Source organism: Glaciihabitans sp. UYNi722, assembly GCF_040549465.1.
Taxonomy (GTDB): domain Bacteria; phylum Actinomycetota; class Actinomycetes; order Actinomycetales; family Microbacteriaceae; genus Lacisediminihabitans.
Map to the genome: position 1 here is coordinate 96,999 of NZ_JBEPTL010000011.1, position 23,320 is coordinate 120,318.

Sequence of the window (23,320 nt, forward strand, 5' to 3'; positions counted from 1 at the left end):
CCTCAACCTCCCACAGTAGGCGGACATGAACGGTAGTCGGATCATCGGACAGGTGCGCGTCGTGGGCGCGGGCCTTCTCGGCGCGAGTGTCGGCCTCGGGCTGAAGACACTGGGTGTCGATGTGGTGGTGCATGACGCGTCGCCCGCCAACCTGAGCCTCGCGATCGATTACGGGGCGGGCCGCGCCGCACGCGACACCGACAACCCGACGCTCATCGTCGTTGCGGTGCCGCCGGATGTCACGGCATCCGTCGTCGCGGCCGAACTCGCCGCCTACCCTGACGCCCTGGTGACGGATGTCGCGAGCGTGAAGGTGGCTCCACTGGCAGGGCTTCGTGCGGCAGGGGCCGACGTGGCCAGGTACATCGGATCGCACCCCCTTGCCGGACGGGAACGCGGGGGAGCCATCTCCGCCCGCGCCGACCTCTTCCTCGGTCGTCCATGGGTCATCGCCCCGCACGATGACATGCCAGCGGCCCAGGTCGGCATCATCGAAGACCTGGTGCTCGACCTCGGGGCTGCCCCGGTGACGATGACCGCGGAGCAGCACGACAGCAGTGTTGCTCTCGTCTCGCACGTTCCCCAGGTGATCGCGACACTGCTCGCAAAGCAGCTGCTCGGATCCACGGAGGCCGCGCTGTCCCTCTCTGGGCAGGGCCTCAGGGACACGACGCGCATCGCCTCCAGCGATCCGGAGCTGTGGGTACAGATTCTCGGCGCGAACTCGACAGATATCGTCGAGATCCTCCGCCGCTTTCGGGAGGATCTCGATGGCCTGCTCGGAGCGCTGGACGCACCAGCAGTTCCCGGGGCACGTCGCGCTCTCGCCGAGGTGCTGGCCGCGGGCAACGCCGGCGTCGCCCGCATCCCTGGCAAACACGGCCAGGATCGCCGCTTCAGCCAGATCGTGATCATGGTCGATGACAGGCCGGGGGAGCTGGCCAGGCTGCTCACCGAGATCGGCGAAGCGGGCGTGAATATGGAAGACCTCCGGCTCGAGCACTCGCCGGGTGCCGAGATCGGACTCGCCGAGATATCCGTGCTGCCCGAGGTGGAGCAGCGACTGGTCGAAGAACTCGAAGCCGGCGGATGGAAGATTGCGGGAGCGTGGAAATGACCAGGACTTTGGTGGCGATCGATGGTCCGGCGGGGAGCGGCAAATCGAGCGTGAGCCGGGCATCCGCTCGTGCTCTCGGTTTCGACTACCAGGACAGCGGAGCCGCCTATCGCGCCCTCTCCTGGAACGCTCTCGAGCGCGGCGTCGACACCCAGGATGCGGAGGCGGTGATCGCGTCGCTCGGCGATTTCGACTATTCGATCGGCACCGACCCCGACGATTACTACGTGCGCGTCGGCCCAACGGATGTCACGGAGGCTATCCGTGATCCGCGCATCTCCGCCGTGGTCTCCCACATCGCGCGCGTGCCTGCTGTGCGTTCCTACCTCGTCGACCTTTTCCGCCGGGTCATCGAATCGAGCGAACGACCGGGGATCATCACCGAGGGCCGGGACATCACGACGGTGGTCTCACCCGACGCCGATGTGCGAATTCTGCTCACCGCATCCGAAGAAGCTAGAATGGCCAGGCGTTCAGCTGAAATCCCCGGGCAGTCTGCCGGGAAGGTTGCCGAGCAACTCAGTTCGCGCGACGCCCAGGATTCCCGGGTTGTCGACTTCATGAACGCCGCCGATGGTGTGACCACCGTCGATTCAACCCATCTCGACTTCAACCAGACCGTGTCAGCGGTCGTTGCCCTGGTTAATCAGGCGCGGGTTGAGTAACGTGCGAAGCGCGTGCATCGAAACCACTTAAAGGACAACGCATGGCAGACCAGGACCTCGAACGGGACGACTATCCCGAGTTGGATCCGCAGCTGGGTGAGAAGCTTGCCGCCCTCGACGAGGCGGATGCCCTGCAGCGCTCGAACGCGCTGCGTGCGGGCCTCCTGGACTACGAGCTGGACGAAGACGACCTCGACATCCTCGACAGCGCGGTTGACGATCCTGACGCTGTCATCTACCTGCCCGCGCTTCCGGTGCTCGCGATCGTCGGACGACCCAACGTAGGAAAATCGGCGCTGGTCAACCGCATCCTCGGTCGCCGCGAAGCCGTCGTGCAGGACACCCCCGGCGTCACTCGCGACCGGGTGGCCTACAAGGCCGAGCACGGAACGCGCCGCTTCACCCTGATGGACACCGGCGGATGGGAGCCGGACGCCAAGGGGATCAACGCCTCTGTCGCAGCCCAGGCCGAGATCGCCGTCGACCTCGCGGATGCGGTGCTGTTCATTGTCGACGCGAACGTGGGTGCGACGTCCACGGATGAGCATGTCGTACGGATGCTGCGCGCAACGAAGAAGCCGGTGATCCTCGTCGCCAACAAGGTCGACGACGCTCGCCAGGAGCCGGAAGCCGCAACGCTCTGGAGCCTCGGACTCGGCCAGCCGTGGCCGGTCTCGGCCCTGCACGGCAGGGGAGTGGCCGACCTGCTCGACCACGTTCTCACCGTGCTGCCCGAGGTCTCCGCTGTCGCCAAAGAGGAGGTCGGAGGTCCACGTCGCGTCGCGATCCTCGGCCGCCCGAACGTCGGCAAGTCGAGCCTTCTCAACAAGGCGATCGGCGAGGAGCGCGTGGTCGTCAACGACCTCGCCGGCACCACTCGCGACCCTGTCGACGAGCAGGTCGAACTGGGCGGAAAGGTGTGGCGCTTCGTCGACACCGCCGGCATCCGTCGTCGGATCAACCTCGCCCAGGGAGCTGACTTCTACGCCTCGCTGCGCACCAGCGCCGCACTCGAGAAGGCCGAGGTCGCCGTCGTGGTTCTCGACGTGAGCGACGTGATCAGCGAGCAGGACGTTCGCATCATCGACCTCGTGCTCGAGTCGGGCCGCGCCCTCGTGCTGGCCTTCAACAAGTGGGACCTCATGGACGACGACCGTCGTCGCTACCTCGAGCGCGAGATCGAACAGGATCTCGCCCACGTGGCCTGGGCTCCGCGGGTGAACATCTCCGCGCGCACCGGTCGTCACCTCGAGAAGCTGGTTCCCGCCCTCGAGACCGCCCTCGAGTCCTGGGACACGCGCATCCCGACCGGCAAGTTCAACGCGCTGGTCGCCGAGCTTGCGGCGGAGCATCCGCACCCCGTTCGCGGTGGCAAGCAGCCGCGCATCCTGTTCGGCACGCAGGCTGCGACCCGCCCGCCGACCTTCGTGCTGTTCACCACCGGATTCCTCGACCCCGGTTACCGCAGGTTCATCACCAGGCGCCTGCGCGAGATCTTCGGCTTCGAAGGAAGCCCGATCAACGTGAACATGCGCGTGCGTGAGCGCCGCAAGCGCACCTAGCCCCGCCGTCGATCGAGCAGCCTCGTCGATCGAGCAGCCTCGTCGATTGAGCCTGTCGAGATCCCCTCGACCTAGACTTGATCCATGCCTGTACTCATTACTCCCTGCGTCGTCAGCGCCCTGAGAACTGACGATGGCACAGTCGGTGTCACCGCGATCGACAAGCGTTCCGTAGCAGGGGCAGTGAAGGTGAACCGCTACGGCCTCCACGCCGACGTACAGGCTGATCGCAAGAACCACGGCGGTCTCGATAAAGCGCTCTACGCCTACGCCCAGGAGGATGCGGATTTCTGGGAACTCGAACTCGGCCGGCCGCTTGCACCCGGCTGGTTCGGCGAGAACCTGCGCGTCTCCGACATCGACGTCAATGCTGCACGGGTGGGCGAACGCTGGCGGATCGGCGACACCGTCGAGGTGGAGGTGACCATGCCGCGCTCACCCTGCGCCACCTTTGCCCGCTGGGTCGGAGGCGCGGATGAACGCGGCTGGGTCACAAGGTTCGGTACGGAGGGCCGCCTCGGCACCTACCTGCGCGTGGTACGGACCGGGTCGATCACTGCGGGGGACTCGATCGAGGTGCTTTCTGTACCATCGGAGGCCGTGACAGTTCTCGAGATGTTCCGAGCCTGACGGTGCGCGCGAGCAGCCCCATGAAACGGTAAGCTTTCTCTTCGTGCCCGCGGTTCAGGGCACAAGCCACGGGCTGTGGCGCAGCTTGGTAGCGCACTTGACTGGGGGTCAAGGGGTCGCAGGTTCAAATCCTGTCAGCCCGACAAAAAAGTCCTGATGAGATGGTGTATCTCATCAGGACTTTGTCGTTATTGTGGCGCATAGGGGGACCAAAAGAGGACCAATTTCGTGCACCGGGGTTGTCAAATCTGGGCTTGGTTGCCCTCATGGTTTAGTCGGCTGAGGCGTTCTCTGGCGAGATTCCGGGGTTCTCTGGTTCTAGCCACTGGAGAGGGCGCTGACCCACTTGACTTCTGGTTTGTTGGGATCGTTAGCCTTGCTGCATCCACCCAACTCACAGAAGATGGACTGGATCGGGTGGTCCCGAGGAGCTAAACTGAATCAACTTTATAAAAGTGATTCAAGAGGTGTTTGTGATGATATCTAATATGAGCGTAGCGATCGAGAGCGCTCGTGCGGCTGCTGGCTTGTCGCAGCGTGCACTTGCAGATCGAACCGGGCTCTCGCAAGCGACCCTGAACCGAATCTTGAGTGGTGAGCGGACTGCGAAGATGACTGAGGTCATCCAGATCGCCGACGCTACCGGCTGCACAGTTGCTCAGCTGACCGGTAGCGGTGTTGCGGCGCGCGTGCAGTGTGCGGCGCGTGCGACAAACGGATCGAGCATGGCAACGATGCGCCAGCGACTGTTGCACTTCATAGAGCTTGACGCCTACCTCGATGACCAGGGGATTTCCGTAGCGCGATGAGCCTCAGCATGGAACAACAGGCGAAGCAAGCTGCCGACGAGTTCAGACGCAAGCATCGGCTTGGGGTGCAGCCGCTCGGCGATTTGGTTGCGTTCATCGAGCAGACCACCGGTTACGACGTAGCGATCCTCGATGCCGATCCTGACGAGCATGGCCTGACCATGCGCGACCCGCTTCGAGGCGCTATTTTCCTCGGGGTTGCTCGTAGCCGGCATCCGATGCGCCAGCGCAGCACGCTCGCTCATGAACTGGGGCACCTGGTCTTCGAGGGGTGGAATGAGGGGGTCGAGTCCGCGAAACGATCGCCTGAGGAGATCCGAGCGGATGCCTTCGCGCGCCATCTCCTTGTTCCCATCGAGGGAATCACAGAGTTTCTCGGGGATCGTGACTCGGTTTCAGAGGTGGAACTTGCCGCTGTGGTGCAGCGGTTCTTGGTCTCGCCTGCGATCGCAGCGATCGCGTTGCGTGACGCTGGCTACGTCAGTCCCTCGACTGCGCAGAACTGGATGCAGTATCGGACTTCTCAACTTGCTACGCGATATGGATGGAGCGATCACTATGCTGCCCTCCAAGATGATTCAGGCCGCCTTCGCGCACCTCAATCGTTGGTTGCTCGGGCCATTAAAGGGTACGCGGAAGGAATCGTGAGTGCGCAGGTCATCGCTACGCTCCGTGGAGTCGGCCTTGATTCGATACTCAAAGAGCTTCACAAGGCCGGAATCATCCCGGTCCAGCACAAGGCGACAGACGTGAGCGTTGAAGACTTGCCGGACGTAGATGTAGACCTCAGCGACCTGGAGGACGATGACGCTCCCTTATGAGCCAGCGTCCCATCATGGATGCAGGCCCCGGCATCAACTTCTTCTCCCTAAATAAAGAGCGGTCCCTTCGCCTTTCCATGGGGGGCATAGAACTTGAGTAAATCCAGCTGCGTCTCGACCACATCGGCGATGAAACGAAACAAATGAGTTTGCGGTAACCACTCATCCAACGACGGCGGAACCAGCATCACCGCATGAGGCTCGAACGCCCGAAACCGTTTGTTGACACCCGCGCCAACCTCAACACCGGCCCCGGCCGGCTCGACATACTCAAGATCAGCCGCGTCAAAGAGACCATCCAAATCACCCTTACCCAATTTCCCAGCCCACCACCGAAAGACCGGGAAATCAGGCGGCGTTTTAACTACTGACCCACGCGCCTAGAGGCGGGAGACTGTTCAAACTTCGGCACCCCTGGTGTGCGTCAGGCTCGCTCGCACACGATCCAGACTGCCCTTAAGCTCCGCGCCGCCGAAATCTTATTAAAAGAGCAGTGTCGCCCGCCTTCGCTACGCTGTTCGAATGACTGAGGCGAGCTATGGGGTATTCCGCTATCTCGCCGCGACAGAGCATGCTGATGCGTATCGGTCGATCATGCGGGAGTTTGCTGCGGCGAAGGCGCGTTTCATCGTTCATCTCCGACCGGAGGAACTTGCGGATACCGTCGAGCGCACAGTCAATCTTTCTGCTCTCCTGGCGCAACTGGTCGAGTGGGGCAATCTCAAAGCCGATCCCGACACGAGCAAAGTGTCGTCGGTGGAAGAGTTCAATCGGGCTCGCTTCGTGTACCAGTTCACCTTGGCAGGAGAATCCGCGGAGCGCGTCCTGGGCGATTTCGATAGGACGTTCGGTGCCGCGGGCGCCCTGCAATCCTGGGCGCTCGACGATATTGTCGACCAATTGCGTGTCATCCGCGCGCAACTGGATTTTCCCGAGCTGGACGAGGCCAAGTCGGCACTCGCTCTCAGGACTCTGACGGATCGTTTCACCGGTCTTGCCGAAAACGCGCAAGCGTTCAGTGGCGACCTTCAGCGCACGATTGACTTGCGTGGCGTGGACACGGATGCGTTCATCGCATACAAAGAGCGGCTGATCGGTTACCTCCAACGCTTCATCCAGGACTTGGTCTCCCGAACCGCCGAGATCGCCGGGCTTCTCGAACCCATCTCCGCCTCCGACGAGGACAGGATTCTGCGCTCGATTGCTCTCAGGGAGGCTGCGGATGTCGCGCCCGACGCCGAGGGTTCCAGTCAAGCGCTCGAGATGTCGCTGACGCTCTGGCGAGAGCGATTCGCGGGCTTTCGCCAGTGGTTTGTGGGGAACACCGGTACCGCCAGCCAGTCCCAGCAACTTCGTCACATGGCGATCAATTCGATCCCGGCGATGCTGGGAGTTGTGCAGCGGCTCGGGGATCGTCGAGCCGGCCGAAGCGACCGTGCTGCGGACTTCCGAACGCTCGCACTCTGGTTCGCCGAGGCGCCAACCGACGACGATCGACACCGTCTCGCAGCGGTCGCTTTCGGTTTGTATTCTGCACGGCACTTGGCCATCGACGACCACACATTGGATGAGCGGGCCAAGCATCCCGTGCCACCGAACACCCCGTGGGCCGACGCGCCGCCGATCGAGATCAGTCCTCGATTGCGCGCGACCGGGAGCTATGAGCGACGCGGATCTCCGACGAAGGTGCGCGACCGGGCGGCGGCGCGCCGCGCGATCGCGCGGTCCGTCGAAGCCCAGCGAATCGAGCTCGCCCGATTGCGCGAGCAACTTCTCAATGACTCACCGGCCGAGGTTGGCGACTTTCCGCTGGTCGATGTGGAGGCACGAGCTGTCCTGCTCCACTTGCTCAGCGACGCGCTCGCACATCGTGGTCGACCCGACGATGTAGTCGTAACTCGCAGCATCGACGGCTCATACGAAGTGGAAGTTCATCCGGCCGATGGGAGTCGCTCGACACTCGCGATGGTCGATGGTGTCCTGGAAGGCCCCGCACACCGCATTCGCATCGGAGAGGCAAGATGAGCGCGCTCGCGACGGCGATAGACGAGAGCCGCTCAACTGAGCGCCGCCGTGCGTTTCGCGCCTTGCTGGCACGCCCGGTGCTCGCTGCGCGTGGCCCCACCGAAGCCGACTATCGACGGGTCAGGAAGTTCGAGACCGAGCTGAGAGTCTGGCTTGACGCCAATACCGGGTGGCGGCTCACTGTCGACACGAGCGCTGCCCGCCTGCACAAGCGCAGAACAGGCGATGATCCCACTCGGGGTCTCGTCGATGGTCAACGACGACTGTTCACCCGGCGTCGGTATGTGTTGCTCGCGTTGTCTCTGGCTGTGCTCGAGCGGTCCGGCGGGCAAGTGACGCTGGGCCGCCTAGCTGATGACGTGATCGGGGAGCTGGGCGATCCGCGATTCGCGGCGGCCGGCCTCGAATTCACGCTCGGCGGTCGTGACGAACGATCAGACATCGTCGCGGTGGTGCGAGTGCTTCTGAGCATCGGCGCGCTGCGGCGCGTCGAAGGCGACGAGGAGCGATTCGTCGACGCCAGCGTCGACGTGCTCTATGACATCGAGCACGGCATCGTGGGCGTCATGCTGCAGTCGGCACAAGCCCCATCCGGAATCGGACGCGGCGGCTTCGAAGGTCGGCTGGCCGCGGTAACGGAGCAGCAGTTTGTCGATACGGATGACGCACGGAATCGCTCACTTCGCCGCATCCTGACCCGACGACTGCTTGACGACCCCGTGGTCGAGTACACCACCCTGACCGAGAACGAGAGTGCGTACATGGCGAACCAACGGCGCGCCATCACCGACCGCATCACCGACGCAACGGGGCTGGTCGCCGAAGTGCGAGCCGAAGGAATTGCCATGCTCGACCCCGAAGATGGACTGACCGACGTGCGGATGCCGGAGGGAGGCGCCCCGGGTCATCTTGCGCTCCTGGTAGCGACCCGACTTGCATCGGAAGGGCGAATGACACAGGAGGCCGTCGTGTCGTACGTCTCCGAGATGTGCGAGACGAATGCGACCATCTGGGGAAGCACCATCCAGTCGAGGCCCCGATCGGAGCTCGCACAGGAGGCGGTCTCGCGGCTCCGTGCACTGTCGTTGGTGAGCGTGGGGGCGGACTCCATCTCAGCGCATCCGGCTCTCTCGAGGTTCCGACTCGGCACCGCGCGTGTGTCCGGCGGTGTGTCGTGACGCTCCCCGCGCCCTCGCCGGGAAGATACAAGCCGCTGCGTTGTGGCCTGGTCGAGCTGTTCCTGTACGAAGCACAGGAGTTCCCGTTCCGCGACGGTCGGCTCCTGCTGCGCGGCGACAACGGCAGCGGCAAATCCAAGGTGCTCGCGCTGACCTTGCCCCTGCTGCTCGATGCAAACCTGTCTCCCATCCGCATGGAGCCGGATGCTGATCCGAACAAACGCATGGCGTGGAACCTGCTCATGGGTGACGCCCACGAGGAGCGGACGGGCTACAGCTGGGTAGAGTTCGGCCGCGTCGACGACGACGGCACAGAGCATTTCGTCACGATCGGCTTGGGATTGAAGGCGGTGCGGCAGCGCGGCGTTGTTAAACAATGGTGGTTCATCACCGACCAGCGAATCGGTGACGAGCTTCATCTCATCGATCGCACGCGGACAGTGCGCACTCGCGAGCGGCTCATCGAGGCAATCGGAGCACGGGGTACGGTCTTCGACACGGCAGAGCGGTACAAGCGAGCGGTGGATGAGGCCCTGTTCGGCCTGCACGATCGTTACGACGCGCTGGTCGACCTGCTCGTACACCTCCGGCAGCCGCAGCTGTCGAAACGGCCCAATGAACAGCAGCTCAGCGCGGCGCTGACCGAGTCGCTGCGGCCGATGCCGGATGCCCTGATTGACACTATCGCCCAGTCGTACCAGTCGCTTGAAGAGGAGGAGCGCGCCCTCGCATCCATGCGGTCGAGCACGGTCGCGGTCGCCGCGTTCACCGCCGAGAATGAGCGATACGCTAGGGTCGCTGTTCTTCGTGCAACGGCCTCTCCGAGACGAGCGCAGTCGGAGTACGAGGAGCAGAACAGGCGGGCACGGGATGCCGGGGCGCGCTTCGAGCGTGCCCGCGCGGCTCTCGAGATGGCCGAGTCGGACGCCGCCGCGGGGGGTGTGCGACTGGCGCAGCTGCAGGGTGCGCGCGAGGCACTGCGGGAGCGCCGCGAATCCGATGAGCTGGTGCAGTTCGCTTCAGCAAGGGATCTCGCCGCTGCCCTGCGCTCCGCTGCCTCGGCAGCGGAGAACGCACTGCGCCAGGCGACAGTCGCGGCCCGGGCCGCGCAGAATGCGCTCGATCAGGTTCTCGATGATCTTGCCCGCCAGAATGAGAAGATCGAGATTGCACGACAGACCGTGCTGGCATTGGCGTCGTCTGCGCGGATCGAGTTGCCGGTCGACTCTGAGAGCGCAGAGACCGTCGCGCGTTCGAGCTCGACAGAAGTCGCCCGCCGACAGGGACATGTCACTCATCTCGACACACTCCTCGACACCGTGGCTGAGACCGAACGGGCACGCGCCTCGGCGCAGAATGCGGTCGATGAGGCCGAGACCCGACTCTCGCACGAGGACGAGACAATGCTGGCGGCTCAGGCACACGCGGCGGACGCTGCCGCCCTCTGGTTCGAACAACTGAGCGAACAGGTGGGCACAGCGGTACTCCTCCGTGGCGACGGTCTCGACGAGGCACTCGAGGAGGCGAGGGACTGGACTTCGGTGCCGCTGGCGGGCGCGAATCCCGCGTCGCGATGGGCGGATGAGACAGTTCGGCGAGTGGACGCGGAGCTCGAGGCCGAGCATGCCGCCCACGCCACCGAGTTGAGTCGCCTGCGACGTGCCATTGATGAACTCGAAGTGGAGACCTCCGAATTGATGGCCGGTACGATTCGTCGGCCATCTGCGGCTCCCACCCGTCCGGCGCGGCGTCACGACGGTGGGGGAGCGGCGTTCTGGGAGTGCGTGGACGTGCGGTCTCATGTTCCGGCCGAGGACGCCGCCGGAATGGAAGCCGCGCTGGAGGCGGCCGGGCTTCTTGATGCTTGGATCAGCAACGATGGCACCGTGATCGGAGTGGAGGGTGATGCTGTGCTGCGGCCAGTCCCGCGCGACGGGCCGTCGCTGTTTGACCTGCTTGTTCCCCTGGATGTGCGCACAGTTCCGTCGGCAACGGTCGAATCGATCCTGAGAAGCGTGGCGCTCAGCGATGACCCCAGGGAGGGTCAGGTCGCGATCTCGACGTCGGGAGGCTTCGCTCTAGGTCCCCTCGTCGGATCCTGGCGCAAACCGTCCGCGGAGTACCTGGGGTCGACGGCACGCGAGCAGGCACGGCTGGCCCGACTGGAGTCAGCAGAGTCCGAGCACGATGCGCTCCTCGCTGAGTTCACCGGATGGGAACACCAGCGTGTTCTCGTGAGCGACGCACGGGCATCCCTCAAGGCCGAACGTGACGGCCTTCCGGATGACACGCCCGTTCGATCGACAAACTCCAGCGCTGCTTTCGCGGCCGAGCGACGCACGGAAGCGGACCGCGCCGTACACGCACGACGAGGCATGTTAGCCGGTGCAATCGAATCCCAGTCTGTCGCCGGTGTGGCTGTCGCTGAAGCGGCCGAGCTGTATTCGATCGACGTCGGAACGCTGGACGCCGTGCGAACCGCACTCGGAAACCTTCCGGCTGCGGTGCTCCTGCTGGTTAACGGTCTCGAGGAGTGGGAGAGGCTTCAGCGCCGGGCCACCACCAGCGAAGCGACCGACGGCAACGCCGTCGAAGCGCGTACCGCAGCGGAGCGCGATGCCCAGAGCGCGCTGGCTAAAGCCGTCTCGGCCGAGCAGCGCCGCGACACACTCGAAGCGACAGTGGGCAAGGAAGCCCGGGAGATCGAGCGGGAGCTCGAGGGCGTCGAGCGCGACCTCCAAACTGCCACGTCACAGCGCACCCGGCTCGATAGCGAGGTCCGCACGGCGTCCAATGAGGTCGCCGTGGCGACGATCGAGGTCACCGCGGTCGAGGAGGCTGTCGTCTCCGCGACCGCCCGGCGCGACGCGGCAGCCGGGGAATTCCGCTTGTTTGTCAGCACCGGACTGCTCGCCATCGCGGTTCCCGCACTGGAGATTCCAGACCTCGGTACGCCATGGGCACCAGATCCGACCGTGAGGATCGCCCGCCGCGCGCTTGAGCTTCTCGGCGGGAACGACGCGGGCGCTGACGATTTGGATGCAGCGGCGGGCCGGCTCAACCGCGCTTTCGAAATCCTGCAGGGTGAGCTGAGCGCCCAGGGACGCCAGTGCGCTTGGGAACAGCGCCATGGCGTTGTTGTTGTCTCGGTCCAGCACGGCTCGGAGTACGTCGCGCCTGGATCGTTGCTCGCCGAACTCGAGCGTGAGCTCCTCGACCGCGAACGACTGCTCACCGAGAAAGAGCGCGCCATCCTCGAGACGCACCTGATCGACGAGGTCGGTGCCCAGCTGCACGATCGGGTCAGGGAGGCGCAACAACAGGTCGCCCTCATCAACCAGGAACTGGACCGGCGCCCGACTCGAAGCGGTCTTAGGCTGCGGATCATCTGGGAGGCAGCGGATGGCGAACTCGACAAACAGGGCCGTGCGCTTCTGCAGCAGAGCGCTGCGGCGTGGTCGCCCGCCGATCGAGAGGCGATCGGTGACTACCTGCGGTCTCGAATCTCGAGCTCCCGCGCGGAGGAACCGGACGGAAGTTGGCACGAGCGCCTTCGCGCCGCTTTCGACTACCGTTCGTGGAATCGTTTTTCGGTGCAGCTCCACCAGAACGGGGTGTGGCGCTCTGCGTCTGGTCCCGCCTCGGGCGGAGAGCGAGTTCTCGCGGCCAGCGTTCCCCTGTTTGCGGCTGCGGCCAGCTATTATGCCTCGGCGGGCAACCCTCACGCGCCCCGGTTGATCCTCCTGGACGAAGCTTTCGCTGGAGTCGATGACCGATCCCGAGCGAGCTACCTTGGTTTGCTTGCCGAGTTCGATCTCGACGTAGTGATGACGAGCGAACGAGAATGGGCGACCTATCCCGAGATTCCCGGAATCGCCATTGCCAATCTGTTCCGACTCTCGGGAACCGATGCGGTTTTCGTTGAACACTGGACCTGGGATGGTGTGAGCCGCGAGCGGGTCGCCGATGGCGGGACATCTGCCATCGAGTCGGCGCCTCCCCTCGAGTGGGGACAGGACGCGCTCGTCTTCGAAATCGACGAGACATGACCGGCGAACCTGCGCACGTGCAGCGATTGCTAGGGGAGCCCGGACTCCAGCGGCTTGTCAACCAGCTCGTGCAGCGGATCGAGGGTGGACGTCCACTCCTGGGCCGGTTGGCCGTGCGGATCCTCGACTCGGGGGAGCGATCGGCAATCGCTGCGCTCATGGGTCGCAGTCCCGGGTCAGGCTCGACCATCTCCGTGGACCTCCAGCTCCTCGACCGCATCGTCCGGGACAGCGGGGCCGCTGCGTCGCTCGCCGAGGCGGTGCACTATCTCCGCGGACCACTGGTGGTGCGCGCCGAGTTCGCCGACGCGCAGCGACTGGCGTGGGACGAGGTTCATGCACCGCTGGATAACTATCTGGCCGAGCATCCCGACGCTGCATCCTGGGCACAGTCGATTCGGTCACGGGGCCAGCTTCGTCGATTGGCGCGAACTCCGGATGCCGCGCGGGAACTTCTCGAGCGGGTCCTGGGTGTCCTTGAGCAACTGCCGTCCAGCGGCGAAGCGCTTTCGCGGCTGGCGGCGCGTGTTCTCGGCTCCGCTCACGCGCTTGATGTCGGGACCCCGGAGTCCGCCCTCGTGCTTTCGGCCGTCGCGGAAGCCGGGGTCGTGCCGCCAGGATCGCAGGGACGCAGGGAAGTCTGGGCTCGAGCCGGGATAGCGATGGACGAACTCTCGAGCACAGTGCTCGTTCACCGGCTTCTGCTTCCCGGCGCGCTGGGGCAACTGACGTGCACAGGCGAACCGGTGGTCATCACACTCCGTCAGCTTCGACGGCTCGAGATTTCCGTTCCGTCGAGTCCGGTCTTCGTGTGCGAGAACCCGTCGATCGTTGATGCGGCGGCTCGTGAGCTCGCAGCGGATTCTCCCCCGATCGTTTGCATCCAGGGCCAACCGAGCCTCGCCGCAGTTGTGCTGCTGCGCGCAGTGGCGAGCGCGGGCATCCGGTATCACGGCGACTTCGACTGGGGTGGATTGCGCATCGCTAATCGGGTACATGAGTTGTTCGGGTTCGAGCCGTGGAGGTACAGCGCATCTGACCTCGATGAATCGGCTCACTTGCCCGGCACCGACCTGAAGGGATCCCCCGTCGACGCCCGATGGGATGCCGCGATCCGTCCAGCTCTCGAACGGAGAGGCTCGCGTCTAGAAGAGGAGCAAGTGATCGACAAGCTTCTGGCGGATCTGTCGGTGGGGTGAACCTTAGCCGCGAGCGTTGATGACGGCCGCGATCCCCTGCTCCTGATCCTCGAGCCACGTCTCGAGGATTGACTCGAGTTCCGCGACCCGTCGAGCACGGAGAGTCATGCCGCATCGCTGCCTTCCCAACTCGCGACAGATAGCCTTAACGTGCAGAGAGTTGAGAGGTGAATATTGTGGTTGCGAATCTGGCATCCGTATTCACGTTCGGCGTCGCTCGAGCCGCAGGCCTGCGGAAGGACCAGGTTTACGACCTTCTCGCGAAGGGTTAGATCGAACGAGTAGGCCGAGGCGTGTATCTGCGTCCTGACACGATCGACTCTGCCTTCGCCTCGCTCGCCGCAGCAACGGCTGTGCGCCAAGAGGCGACATTGTGTCTGACGAGCGCGCTCGTACACCACTACCTGAGCGACACCACCCCGTTTAAGTCCGGGTTGCGTCCTTTAACGTGGTGTATCGGATCTCGGTGAGCGTGTCGTCGCAGACGGCGACGGTCACCGCGTGATCCTTCGAGAGAACCGCTAAATCCATCTCGAAAGGAACTACGACGATGACCGTCGCACCCAGTATCGACCCTGCCCGCTTCCTCCACGAACACCTCGAGCAGGCGTCGCCGGACTTGCTCCGGGACATGCTCACCACTTTCATCAACACACTGCTATCTGCTGACGCGGACGCCGTCTGCGGGGCCGATTACCGCACCGTCTCCGACGATCGCACGAACCGGCGAAACGGTTACCGGCACCGCGATTTCGACACCCGTGCCGGCACGATCGATGTTCAGATTCCGAAGCTGCGGCAGGGCACCTACTTCCCCGACTGGTTGCTCGAACGACGCCGCCGCGCCGAACGGGCCCTGACGACGGTCGTGGCAACCTGTTACCTCCTCGGCGTTTCGACGAGGCGGATGGAGAAACTTGTCGACTCCCTCGGCATCACCTCGTTGTCGAAGTCGCAGGTCTCGGTGATGGCCCGCGATCTGGACGAGCACGTTGCCGAGTTCCGGACTCGACCCCTGAATGCTGGCCCTTACACGTTCGTGGCCTGCGACGCCCTGACGATGAAAGTCCGTGAGGGCGGCCGGGTGGTCAACGTCGCGGTGCTGGTCGCCACCGGCGTCAACGGCGATGGGCACCGCGAAATCCTGGGCCTGCAGGTTGCCACGACCGAGGACGGGGCGGGGTGGTTGGCGTTCTTCCGCGACCTCACCGCCAGGGGACTGACCGGGGTGAAACTGGTCACCTCGAAACGCTCACGCCGGCCTGGTCGCCGCAACCGCGGCAACCCTGCCCGGAGCGGCCTGGCAACGCTGCCGAACCCACTACGCCGCGAACCTGATGAGCACCGTCCCGAAGAGCTCCTGGCCCTGGGTGAAAACGCTCCTGCACTCCGTCTATGACCAACCCGATGCCGAGTCGGTGCACGCCCAGTTCGACCGGGTCCTCGACGCGTTGGAACACAAACTGTCGAAAGCGTTCGCCCACCTCGACGCTGCCCGAGCCGACATCCTCGCCTTCACGGTGTTCCCCAAAGAACTCTGGCGGCAGATCTGGTCGAACAACCCGAACGAGCGCCTCAACCGGGAGATCCGCCGCCGCACCGACGTTGTTGGCATCTTCCCCAACCGCGACGCGATCATCCGCCTCGTCGGCGCTGTCCTCGCCGAGCAGCACGACGAGTGGGCCGAGTCCCGCCGCTACCTCGGCCTCGACGCCCTCACCAAATCCAAAGCCGTCGGCACCAGCCAACCCGAGGGGGTGACCCCAGACTTCCACGCCCTCAGCGCATAACAACACGAAGGATCACAAAGAAATCGATACACCACCATAAAAAACTTGACCTAAGTCCGATATCGCCCTCCCGTGTGGCACCCATCATCCCGTTGGGCTCGCTCAGGTTGCATGGCGCAGCTTCGACCCGACAACCTTCCATATCGGACGCGACCACATCGATGCCGGAAACGGATTCACGCTCACCACCTACTCAGCCGAGAGAACGATCGTGGATTGCTTCCGGCTTATGCACCAGGAAGGGAGCGATGTCGCCTACGAAGCGCTCCGACGGTGGGTGCGCCGCCGCAGAAACTCACCGGCAGTCCTGTAGAAGGTTGCGTCATTTTTCCCGAAGGCACAGCCGCGGATCCGCCAGGCGCTCGAGGCGCTCCTTTGACTCCGCTAACACCAGCACGAGACACTCCTGCAGGGCAGGAATATGACGAGCTGCGCACCCTCGCCCGCCGCGAGGGACGGGATCACGCCGAGATCGATGTTTTGCGGTCACGGATCGCAAAACTGGAGCGCGAGCTTGAGGAAGTTCGCAGTGAGTTCCGAGAACTTGAGCGTGTGAGGCTCGCCCCAGGAGAGATCCCGGTAGCTGCGCCTGCTCGTGGCGGCCCGCTGCTTATGGTGACGGCGGCATCGTCGAGTGTCGAGAAGCTCGCTTTGTTCCGCGCTCGCTTCGTCGGCAGGAGTGATGTCCATACGGTGCGATGGACCAGCGTGCGCACGGAAAGTCGGGGTGGAGTCCCGCGGTGCGCGGTGGGTTTTACACCGGACACGAGACAGCCGCGGACTATCTGCCGCTTGAAGAACGAATCGTCGAGCGGCACCTTCGAGGTGCTTCTCAACCTGGAGAGCGCGAGTTCCACGCTGGACTTTACCCGATGCTTGAGGGCGATCAGTGTCGTCTCTTGGTCTGCGACTTCGACGGCGTACAGTGGCGTCACGACGCCGAAGCATTCGTTGTTGAGTGTGAGCGTGCCGGGATCGACGTGCTCACGGAGGCGTCACGATCAGGTGCGGGTGCGCATGTCTGGATATTCTTCGCGGACCTTGTCCCGGCGGCGACGGCTCGCGCAGCCGGAATGCGGCTGCTGCGCACCGCCATGGCCCGTCGACCAACGATAGATTTCCAAAGCTACGATCGCTTCTTCCCGTCGCAAGACACCCTGCCGGAACGATCTCCTGGGCGGGCGCGCCTGGGCAATCTCATCGCGCTACCGCTGCAGGGTGACTGCCGCCGACGAGGGACTACCGTATTCGTCGATCCCGGGACCTGCGATCCGCATGAGGATCAGTTCGCGGCACTCGCGATGACGACCCCTGTACCCGTTGAACTGATCGCAGAGCTTCGGTTGATGAGCCTCGCGGAGTCGCGCGTGGGGCCCGCAGAGTCGCTGGGCGCACTTCCGCGGCGATCGGATATCAGGGCAGTTGCGCGCACGATGGCCGGACGAAAGCTGGAGTTGCACCGCGATGCGGTTCTGCACATCCCGACGGAGCTCCTTCCAGGGATCGTGATTACCGAACTCAAACACATGGCGTCCGTCCCAAACCCGGAGTTTTACCGCAGACTTGCTCAGCGGTTCAGCACCTTCGGCACGCCGCGTCTTGTCACCAGCTTCGAACATGACGAGCACGAACTGCGCCTGCCGCGAAGGCTTACAAACGAAGCTGTAGCGCTCCTCGCAGACGCAGGATTCCAGACAACGACCGAGACAGTGGCCAAGTTGCAGGGACGTCTGGAGCTGACCTTTGCGGCGCAACTCCGAAATGAGCAACAGCATGCGGTCGATGCGCTCCTCGCATATGACACCGGAGTGCTCGTCGCTCCTCCGGGCGCAGGCAAGACGGTCATGGCCTGCGCCCTCATCGCCGAGCGCGCGACGCCGACGGCGATCCTCGTGAATCGTGCAGAACTAACTCGCCCAGTGGCGCGACCATCTCAAGCAGTTTCTCGGCCTGATCGATGGCCAGATTGGCCAGCTCGGGGCGGGGCGACGGAAACGGCGTGGGGTCGTGGACCTGATCATGATGCAGTCGGTCTCGCATCGGAACTCGGACCCCAGCATCCTGGAGGAGTACGGGCAAGTCATCATCGACGAATGCCATGCCGTGGCAGCACCAGCAACCGAGGCAGCCCTGCGCAACGTCAGTGTCCGGTACTGGGCAGGGATGACGGCAACCCTCACCATGCGGATCAAATGAACGGACTAATCACGATGCAGTGCGGTCCGATCCGGCACGTGGTCGACTCGGCTGATCACGTCGCTCGCGAAATGGTCGTCCATGAGACGACCTTCCGCACTGAAGAGACAGGAACCGACGGTCCCGCTATCCAAGCGATCTACTCAGAACTCGCCGCCGATGCCGAGCGCAACACGATTCTCGCCGGGCAAATCAGCGGCGCAGTCGATCAGGGTCATACCTGCCTTGTACTGACGAACAGGCTCGAACACCTCGATGCGCTCGCGGACGCACTGGAACCGTGCGCATCACTGGTGATCCGGCTTCACGGGCGCCTCAACGCCGGTAAACGCCGTGAGATCAGGCAGTCACTCGAGGAGATGGACGCGCAGCAGCAACCGTTCGTTCTCGTCGCCATCGACAAGATCGCCGGTGAAGGCCTCGATTTCCCGACTCTCGATACGCTCTTCCTCACTGTCCCGGTCTCCTTCAAGGGGTGCATAATTCAGCAGGTCGGTCGCATCGCGCGTGGACGAGCGGAGCAATCCATGCCCGCGATCGTTCACGACTACCGCGATACGAACGTGCCGATCCTGGAGCGCATGTACTTACGGCGCAGACGAGTGATGTCGAATGAAGGCTTCGTAATGGCGCAACCTGCCGAATGAGGCGGCGGGTGCCGATCCCGGTCGGCCACGAAGGTTTCGCCTGATCGTCGACTCCCTTGCGCCGAACCTCGAAGGCCTTCGAGTTCCATGCTCGGGAACTGCGCACAGCCACTTCCAGAACCCTTCGGAGCCCCTCCAGCCTGTGATCGCCCGAAGTCAGCCGCCGGTGGGGAGGACTGCTCATTCGAGTTCCCACCGACGCATCGACGGTTCCCAAGTGGCATCGCCGTCGAGTCCGTCAATGACGGGGTCAATGAACGCAACGACAGCGGCGATCGCGTCGACGAACTGCTGCGGCAGACCCTGCACAGTCGATCCCAGGCTGTTCCTGTAAGCGGCGTATGTCGTTGCGCGCAGCGTTCCCAGACCTTCGGTGGCCTCCGAAAAGGGAGCCAGTGTGACGCCACGGAAAGCCGCAGTCGCCTCGACCGCCGCGCGTACCTCATCGCAACGCACGCTCTGCGTGCCGGTGAGGGTGTAAACGTCGGCGAAGTCTCGCACGCGAGTATTGGCCCGCCCCAAGTCAATTGCTGTGACCAGCTTCTCGGCTAGCACCGTCTCGATCGGGTAGCCCAGGATTAGGATCGGTGCAACATCTGGCCGCAATGCCGGCAGCTCCACCAGGCGGGGTGCCGGGGTGACTGGGTCTCCAAAATTGATGTCGAGTCGCAGCTTCACCTGGGCGGTCGCGAGCTGCGCACCCATCGTCACCCGGACACCCGAGTAAAGCGAATCGTCACGGATCACCGCGGTCGTGACCGTCCTAGGCAGGAACTCCACACCGTCGTCCGGGTCCTCAAGCGACGCGATCTCGGCAACACGCCGGGCGACGGTCGCCTCGTCAGATGCCATGTTCCTAGCAAGCGTGTCAGCATCAACGGTCGGGCGACGGGTACCGAACGACGCCAGCAGCATCCCGCCTTTGAGAACGAAATCATCCGCGTAGGGCGAGAGGGAGAGCCGTGCCAGCCACCGCTCCACGACGTACATCGTCAGTAGTTCCTGTGTACCGCGCGTCTCCCGGCGGGCACGGTTCTGCAGATCCAGATACGCGCGGCCCGCTGCGCTGTCTCGCGTGGGCCGGTTCATCGGGCGCTCGCCACGTCGAGGGCAGCGCGCACCGGCCCGAACGTGCCCAGTGCGTCCGCGTATTCCAGCAGCCGAGCGGGTCGCGCTCCGGTGGACGCCAGATAGCGGTTGAGTGCGGCGTGCGCGATCGGCTCGCCGAGGCGGCGGCGGAAGCGCATCAGATCCACCACCGTGCGCGCCGCGTCGTAGATCCGCACCATCTCGCCCGGCCCCGCCTCGAACGACGACAAGCCGAGCTCGAATGTGGTCTCGTCGAAACGGAACACGGTCACCGGCGGATACTCGATCACGGGGGAGTGCGAGCGCTTCGGCACCGCGATCTGCACCGCGGGCGGCATCTCGTCGGTCAGCTCGTGGAGTGCCGCCGCCGACACACAGCACACGATCGCGCGCGGCGTCCGATACGCGATCGCCAGCGCATCCGGATACGACGCCGGTGGGGCATCGGCGCGACGGAACACGCCGCGGGAGAGCTCCACGACTTGCCCCGCATCCCGCCAGGAATACAGGTCACGCGGATGCACGCCGTGCGTCCGTGCCGTCTCCGTAGTGAACGTCAACGGCAAGTCCTCACCGATTGCCTTCATGGATAAAATCCTTACACATAACAGCCTGCTGTGTGCGTATTTTATCCGGGCGCATGTTGTCGCTGGAATTTTGCGCGACGCCGAGGAGGTCTCGGACCTGCGTCCGCGGGTGCGCGGGCGCGCGTACCCGAGAGTAGCGTCCTTTCTAAGGCGACGCCGAGGGGGACCAAAAGGGGACCACAATCATGCAAACCATGCATTTCATTACGTGCCCTGCATGATTTGAGACTCGGAACTACGCGGTTTTCGGCTCGATTCAAGCCGTTTGGACGCCTGGGGGTCACCTCGCTCAGATTTGTGGAAATAGCCAAATAATTCAACAACGGGATGTGGCGCAGCTTGGTAGCGCACCTGGCTGGGGGCCAGGGGGCCGCAGGTTCAAATCCTGTCATCCCGACAGAAAATTCCTGGTGAGAAGGAGTTTTCACCAGGCATTTCGTATTCCGTGAGCAATTGACAAGTGATCCGCTCGCTCCGTGAGCGGGTGCGAACGACTGCCAACGAGGCGTTCCTCCCGGTCCATTTGGACCCAATTTGTTCCCATCCGATAACTCCCACCTCGAAACAAAGTCAAGGGGTTTAGGCGGAGACTCACACAGCTGCTGGTTCGTGCGCCAAGTATCGATCGACTCTGGCGGCTGCGCGCGTGAGTTCAGTTCGGTCGGAGTGAAGATAAATCTTGGTCGTCTCTATGGATGCGTGTCCGAGGATGTCGCTGACAATGTGCAAGGGGACCCCTGCGTTTGCGAACCACGTGGCGCCGGCATGCCTGAGATCATGTCGTCGCAACCCGAAGTGGCCGAGAGCCGTGACGAGCGAGTCCCAGTTAGTTGCTTGACGAAGTGAGCCCGTGGTGATGACTCCTCCGCGAGGACCTCGCAGGAGCGGCTCGCCTGGATCGCGATTGTCGGTGAGCCGTCTTAGGGTTGTCTCCAGCGGTTTCAGGATTGGGATAACTCGTACTCGACGTCCCTTGGTTGGTTTCACGCAGAGGCCGCCCGCTCCGGGGAAATATTGACGTGCGATGGTCACTACCTTCTGATCCCAATTGATATCGCCGACGAGAAGGCCGGCGACCTCGGAGCTGCGGGCCGCGAGTAGTGCACTGAGCAGAACGAAGTCACCGTAGGCCGCGTGCACGGTACGGCAGAGGTCCGCCAGTTTGAAGACAGTCGCGAGCGATGGGATCTCGAGCACAGTGACCATCCGTGCGGCTTGGCGTTGACGTCTGGCGCGCGTCCGGGTGGGATTCGTGGTGATGAGCTCGTCTCGGACCGCTTCGTCGAGGACTCTCGTTAGTGCCGCGGTCGTGTTTTTCAGCGTCGCAGACGAGCAGCTGATCTCCCATGTGTCGATTGTTCGGTCGATCGTTCCGGTGGTGATGCTTCGTATCGACAGATGTCCCAGGGCGGGGAGCACTCGCAGGTTGATTGCTCCGCGATAGTTGCTCGCGGTGGATGTCGGGTCGAGCCCTCGGAGATAGCGGTTTCCGATCATCTCCGTGTATTTATGCAGCGAGATCAACGGATCCATTGTGGTGCGGTCTGGCGCCTCCATTCGTTCGAAGAAGTCATTCGCCTTGCCGAGATCGTCAACAGTGACCGAGTAGCTTCGGCGTCGGTGGGACACGGGATCTGTCCAGCGAATGCGGGCGCGGATTCGACCCGACCGATTGAGAACGTCCTTCGAAAGCCGGATTCCAACGGGCGGTATGTGGAGATGTGTGATGACCATTCGATTGATACTGGGGGAACCAGACCCAAAGGGACGTCGTCGCGCACGCTGAAGACGTCGACCTGACCAGCCCGATACCGACCGTCCGAATTGCGGGCACGATCCTCAGCCGCAAGGGAGAAGACATCCTTAGGAAACGGCCTTGGCACGAGCATCCTTCCAGCGGCGACAAATCACGACAGGTCCTCAGACTCCTAGTTTCCCCGAGCGGCCCCTGACCTCCAGATGCGTTCGGAGTCCCTCAAGTACGCTGGGAAGGTGCCTGACGCGTGGGCGCCGGGAAGGTTGATCGAGTCGTGGCTGTATGGTCGGTTGAGTACGAGGGTGACGCATTCGAGCGTTTCCTGTTCTCATTACCGGCCTATGAGCAGGCGGTTCTAGTGGCGGCCGTTGGGCATGTTCTTCAGGTCTACGGGATCGACATCTGTTCAGGCGAATGGGGCAAGCCTCTGGGGGAGGGGCTGTACGAGTTCCGGATACGGAAATCGCTTCGCACCATTCTTGTGAGCGCTGGCCTTGATACGCCAGGAGAGGCAGGCGTGGATCGGAGCGTGCTGCTCCGCGTGTTCTGCACGTTCCACGGCGACAAGATCGTATTGCTCTACCACGGCTACAACAAGAAGACCGACCCGTCAGCGAAGCGTCAGCAGCGCGAGATCGCGAAGGCTCGCAAGATCCACGAGCGCTGGAAGCGGCAACGCAACACTTGACCGCATATGTGTTGTAGCACATAATGGTGGGGGAGAGGAGGCCATGATGGCAAAGAACTTCAACGAACTCGTTGACCGTGCGAAGGCGACATGGTCTGACGACACTCGACGTGTGTACGAGGCGGCGTCTTCAGAGTTCGCCGCCGAGGTGAACAAGCGTGCTGAGCTTGGCGCTGTGCTTGCGACCGCACGCAAGGCCCAATCCCTTACTCAGCCGGCGCTGTCCGAGTTGACGGGCATTCAGCAGGCTGAGATCAGCCGTATCGAGCGGGGCGCTGGGAATCCGACCGCAGCGACGCTCCTGCGTTTGGCCGACGCGCTGGGACAGAAGCTCACGCTCGTTCCAGCGAACCGCTGACTCGGAGGATGCGGTGCCTTCGGGTTCACGCGGGTCACTACGGAGGGGCAACCAGGCGCCCTAGGGCGTGTTTCCTAACGGTTTGAGCCAGATTGTGATGGCCCGAAGGACGACTCCGCCGCGGTAGGTGAGGGCGAGTTTGTCGTATCTGGTT

18 protein-coding genes, 2 tRNA genes and 3 pseudogenes are annotated in these 23,320 nt (G+C 63.6%); 18 read left to right on the plus strand and 5 right to left on the minus strand.

Features of this window, described 5'->3' with window-relative positions; all coding sequences use genetic code 11:
- Positions 1 to 25: 25 nt before the first annotated feature.
- The 7 genes from ABIB56_RS10110 (at position 26) to ABIB56_RS10140 (ending at position 5,604) form a co-directional block, all read left to right on the plus strand.
- Entirely contained in the window at positions 26 to 1,117 is a 1,092-nt protein-coding gene (locus tag ABIB56_RS10110; RefSeq protein ID WP_354569079.1) for a prephenate dehydrogenase, read from the plus strand.
- Positions 1,114 to 1,782 carry a (d)CMP kinase gene (gene cmk / locus ABIB56_RS10115; protein WP_354569080.1) on the plus strand — a complete coding sequence of 223 codons (669 nt, stop codon included), beginning with the start codon at positions 1,114 to 1,116 and terminating at the stop codon, positions 1,780 to 1,782. The genes ABIB56_RS10110 and cmk overlap by 4 nt, the downstream gene beginning before the upstream one ends.
- A gap of 41 nt (positions 1,783 to 1,823) precedes the next feature.
- Positions 1,824 to 3,344, plus strand: a complete 1,521-nt coding sequence (gene der / locus ABIB56_RS10120) for a ribosome biogenesis GTPase Der (protein ID WP_354569081.1) — start codon at positions 1,824 to 1,826, stop codon at positions 3,342 to 3,344.
- Positions 3,345 to 3,428: 84 nt separating this feature from the next.
- A complete protein-coding gene (locus tag ABIB56_RS10125) occupies positions 3,429 to 3,974 on the plus strand; it encodes an MOSC domain-containing protein (protein WP_354569082.1) in 546 nt (181 codons plus the stop codon).
- 69 nt (positions 3,975 to 4,043) lie between these two features.
- A tRNA-Pro gene (locus ABIB56_RS10130) sits at positions 4,044 to 4,117 on the plus strand.
- A gap of 345 nt (positions 4,118 to 4,462) precedes the next feature.
- Positions 4,463 to 4,783, plus strand: a complete 321-nt coding sequence (locus tag ABIB56_RS10135; protein WP_354569083.1) for a helix-turn-helix domain-containing protein — start codon at positions 4,463 to 4,465, stop codon at positions 4,781 to 4,783.
- 8 nt (positions 4,784 to 4,791) lie between these two features.
- Positions 4,792 to 5,604 (plus strand): ImmA/IrrE family metallo-endopeptidase, encoded by an 813-nt coding sequence (locus tag ABIB56_RS10140; protein WP_354569084.1) that lies wholly within the window; start codon positions 4,792 to 4,794, stop codon positions 5,602 to 5,604.
- A gap of 47 nt (positions 5,605 to 5,651) precedes the next feature.
- Here ABIB56_RS10140 and ABIB56_RS10145 read toward each other — a convergent pair whose 3' ends face one another.
- Complete coding sequence (locus ABIB56_RS10145; protein WP_502917591.1) at positions 5,652 to 5,921, minus strand: hypothetical protein; 270 nt, start codon at positions 5,919 to 5,921, stop codon at positions 5,652 to 5,654.
- A gap of 205 nt (positions 5,922 to 6,126) precedes the next feature.
- Between ABIB56_RS10145 and ABIB56_RS10150 the strand changes: the two genes are divergently transcribed.
- From ABIB56_RS10150 to ABIB56_RS18495, 6 genes and pseudogenes are all read left to right on the plus strand, one after another.
- Entirely contained in the window at positions 6,127 to 7,629 is a 1,503-nt protein-coding gene (locus ABIB56_RS10150) for a TIGR02677 family protein (RefSeq protein WP_354569085.1), read from the plus strand.
- Positions 7,626 to 8,807, plus strand: coding sequence for a TIGR02678 family protein (locus tag ABIB56_RS10155; RefSeq protein ID WP_354569086.1), 1,182 nt, complete (start codon positions 7,626 to 7,628; stop codon positions 8,805 to 8,807). Before ABIB56_RS10150 ends, ABIB56_RS10155 begins: the two co-directional genes overlap by 4 nt.
- The gene (locus ABIB56_RS10160; protein WP_354569087.1) at positions 8,804 to 12,856 is read left to right on the plus strand and encodes a TIGR02680 family protein; all 4,053 of its coding nucleotides are present in this window, start codon (positions 8,804 to 8,806) and stop codon (positions 12,854 to 12,856) included. Before ABIB56_RS10155 ends, ABIB56_RS10160 begins: the two co-directional genes overlap by 4 nt.
- Complete coding sequence (locus ABIB56_RS10165) at positions 12,853 to 14,055, plus strand: TIGR02679 family protein (RefSeq protein ID WP_354569088.1); 1,203 nt, start codon at positions 12,853 to 12,855, stop codon at positions 14,053 to 14,055. The genes ABIB56_RS10160 and ABIB56_RS10165 overlap by 4 nt, the downstream gene beginning before the upstream one ends.
- A gap of 550 nt (positions 14,056 to 14,605) precedes the next feature.
- Positions 14,606 to 15,845, plus strand: a pseudogene (locus tag ABIB56_RS10170) (IS256 family transposase).
- A 698-nt stretch (positions 15,846 to 16,543) separates the two neighbouring features.
- Positions 16,544 to 17,104, plus strand: a pseudogene (locus ABIB56_RS18495) (TOTE conflict system archaeo-eukaryotic primase domain-containing protein); the annotation flags it as partial.
- Here ABIB56_RS18495 and ABIB56_RS10175 read toward each other — a convergent pair.
- The gene (locus ABIB56_RS10175; protein ID WP_354569089.1) at positions 17,051 to 17,620 is read right to left on the minus strand and encodes a hypothetical protein; all 570 of its coding nucleotides are present in this window, start codon (positions 17,618 to 17,620) and stop codon (positions 17,051 to 17,053) included. The pseudogene ABIB56_RS18495 and the gene ABIB56_RS10175 overlap by 54 nt on opposite strands.
- 151 nt (positions 17,621 to 17,771) lie before the next feature.
- Between ABIB56_RS10175 and ABIB56_RS10180 the strand changes: the two are divergent.
- Positions 17,772 to 18,041, plus strand: a pseudogene (locus ABIB56_RS10180) (DEAD/DEAH box helicase family protein); the annotation flags it as partial.
- 71 nt (positions 18,042 to 18,112) lie between these two features.
- Entirely contained in the window at positions 18,113 to 18,688 is a 576-nt protein-coding gene (locus tag ABIB56_RS10185) for a DEAD/DEAH box helicase (protein WP_502917590.1), read from the plus strand.
- A gap of 180 nt (positions 18,689 to 18,868) precedes the next feature.
- On the opposite strand, the gene ABIB56_RS10190 is transcribed toward ABIB56_RS10185, so the two are convergent.
- Together ABIB56_RS10190 and ABIB56_RS10195 are read right to left on the minus strand one after the other, a co-directional pair.
- On the minus strand, positions 18,869 to 19,777 hold the full coding sequence (locus ABIB56_RS10190) for a nucleotidyl transferase AbiEii/AbiGii toxin family protein (RefSeq protein WP_354569091.1): 909 nt from the start codon (positions 19,775 to 19,777) through the stop codon (positions 18,869 to 18,871).
- Complete coding sequence (locus ABIB56_RS10195) at positions 19,774 to 20,364, minus strand: type IV toxin-antitoxin system AbiEi family antitoxin domain-containing protein (protein ID WP_354569092.1); 591 nt, start codon at positions 20,362 to 20,364, stop codon at positions 19,774 to 19,776. Before ABIB56_RS10195 ends, ABIB56_RS10190 begins: the two co-directional genes overlap by 4 nt.
- Before the next feature lie 323 nt (positions 20,365 to 20,687).
- Between ABIB56_RS10195 and ABIB56_RS10200 the strand changes: the two genes are divergently transcribed.
- Positions 20,688 to 20,761, plus strand: a tRNA-Pro gene (locus ABIB56_RS10200).
- Between the two features lie 194 nt (positions 20,762 to 20,955).
- Here ABIB56_RS10200 and ABIB56_RS10205 read toward each other — a convergent pair.
- Positions 20,956 to 21,993 carry a tyrosine-type recombinase/integrase gene (locus ABIB56_RS10205; protein WP_354569093.1) on the minus strand — a complete coding sequence of 346 codons (1,038 nt, stop codon included), beginning with the start codon at positions 21,991 to 21,993 and terminating at the stop codon, positions 20,956 to 20,958.
- Positions 21,994 to 22,394: 401 nt separating this feature from the next.
- On the opposite strand from ABIB56_RS10205, the gene ABIB56_RS10210 reads away from it, so the two are divergent.
- Together ABIB56_RS10210 and ABIB56_RS10215 are read left to right on the plus strand one after the other, a co-directional pair.
- On the plus strand, positions 22,395 to 22,808 hold the full coding sequence (locus tag ABIB56_RS10210) for a hypothetical protein (protein WP_354569094.1): 414 nt from the start codon (positions 22,395 to 22,397) through the stop codon (positions 22,806 to 22,808).
- 46 nt (positions 22,809 to 22,854) lie between these two features.
- A complete protein-coding gene (locus tag ABIB56_RS10215) occupies positions 22,855 to 23,166 on the plus strand; it encodes a helix-turn-helix domain-containing protein (protein WP_354569095.1) in 312 nt (103 codons plus the stop codon).
- The last annotated feature ends 154 nt before the right edge of the window (positions 23,167 to 23,320 follow it).

What these genes read in the sequence shown, in the direction of transcription:
- ABIB56_RS10110 (WP_354569079.1), top strand. Translation starts at nt 26, where the DNA reads ATGAACGGTAGTCGGATCATCGGACAGGTGCGCGTCGTGGGCGCGGGC.
- cmk (WP_354569080.1), top strand. Translation starts at nt 1,114, where the DNA reads ATGACCAGGACTTTGGTGGCGATCGATGGTCCGGCGGGGAGCGGCAAA.
- der (WP_354569081.1), top strand. Translation starts at nt 1,824, where the DNA reads ATGGCAGACCAGGACCTCGAACGGGACGACTATCCCGAGTTGGATCCG.
- ABIB56_RS10125 (WP_354569082.1), top strand. Translation starts at nt 3,429, where the DNA reads ATGCCTGTACTCATTACTCCCTGCGTCGTCAGCGCCCTGAGAACTGAC.
- ABIB56_RS10135 (WP_354569083.1), top strand. Translation starts at nt 4,463, where the DNA reads ATGAGCGTAGCGATCGAGAGCGCTCGTGCGGCTGCTGGCTTGTCGCAG.
- ABIB56_RS10140 (WP_354569084.1), top strand. Translation starts at nt 4,792, where the DNA reads ATGGAACAACAGGCGAAGCAAGCTGCCGACGAGTTCAGACGCAAGCAT.
- ABIB56_RS10150 (WP_354569085.1), top strand. Translation starts at nt 6,127, where the DNA reads ATGACTGAGGCGAGCTATGGGGTATTCCGCTATCTCGCCGCGACAGAG.
- ABIB56_RS10155 (WP_354569086.1), top strand. Translation starts at nt 7,626, where the DNA reads ATGAGCGCGCTCGCGACGGCGATAGACGAGAGCCGCTCAACTGAGCGC.
- ABIB56_RS10165 (WP_354569088.1), top strand. Translation starts at nt 12,853, where the DNA reads ATGACCGGCGAACCTGCGCACGTGCAGCGATTGCTAGGGGAGCCCGGA.
- ABIB56_RS10175 (WP_354569089.1), bottom strand. Translation starts at nt 17,620, where the DNA reads ATGCTGTTGCTCATTTCGGAGTTGCGCCGCAAAGGTCAGCTCCAGACG.
- ABIB56_RS10185 (WP_502917590.1), top strand. Translation starts at nt 18,113, where the DNA reads ATGGTCGTCCATGAGACGACCTTCCGCACTGAAGAGACAGGAACCGAC.
- ABIB56_RS10190 (WP_354569091.1), bottom strand. Translation starts at nt 19,777, where the DNA reads ATGAACCGGCCCACGCGAGACAGCGCAGCGGGCCGCGCGTATCTGGAT.
- ABIB56_RS10195 (WP_354569092.1), bottom strand. Translation starts at nt 20,364, where the DNA reads ATGAAGGCAATCGGTGAGGACTTGCCGTTGACGTTCACTACGGAGACG.
- ABIB56_RS10215 (WP_354569095.1), top strand. Translation starts at nt 22,855, where the DNA reads ATGGCAAAGAACTTCAACGAACTCGTTGACCGTGCGAAGGCGACATGG.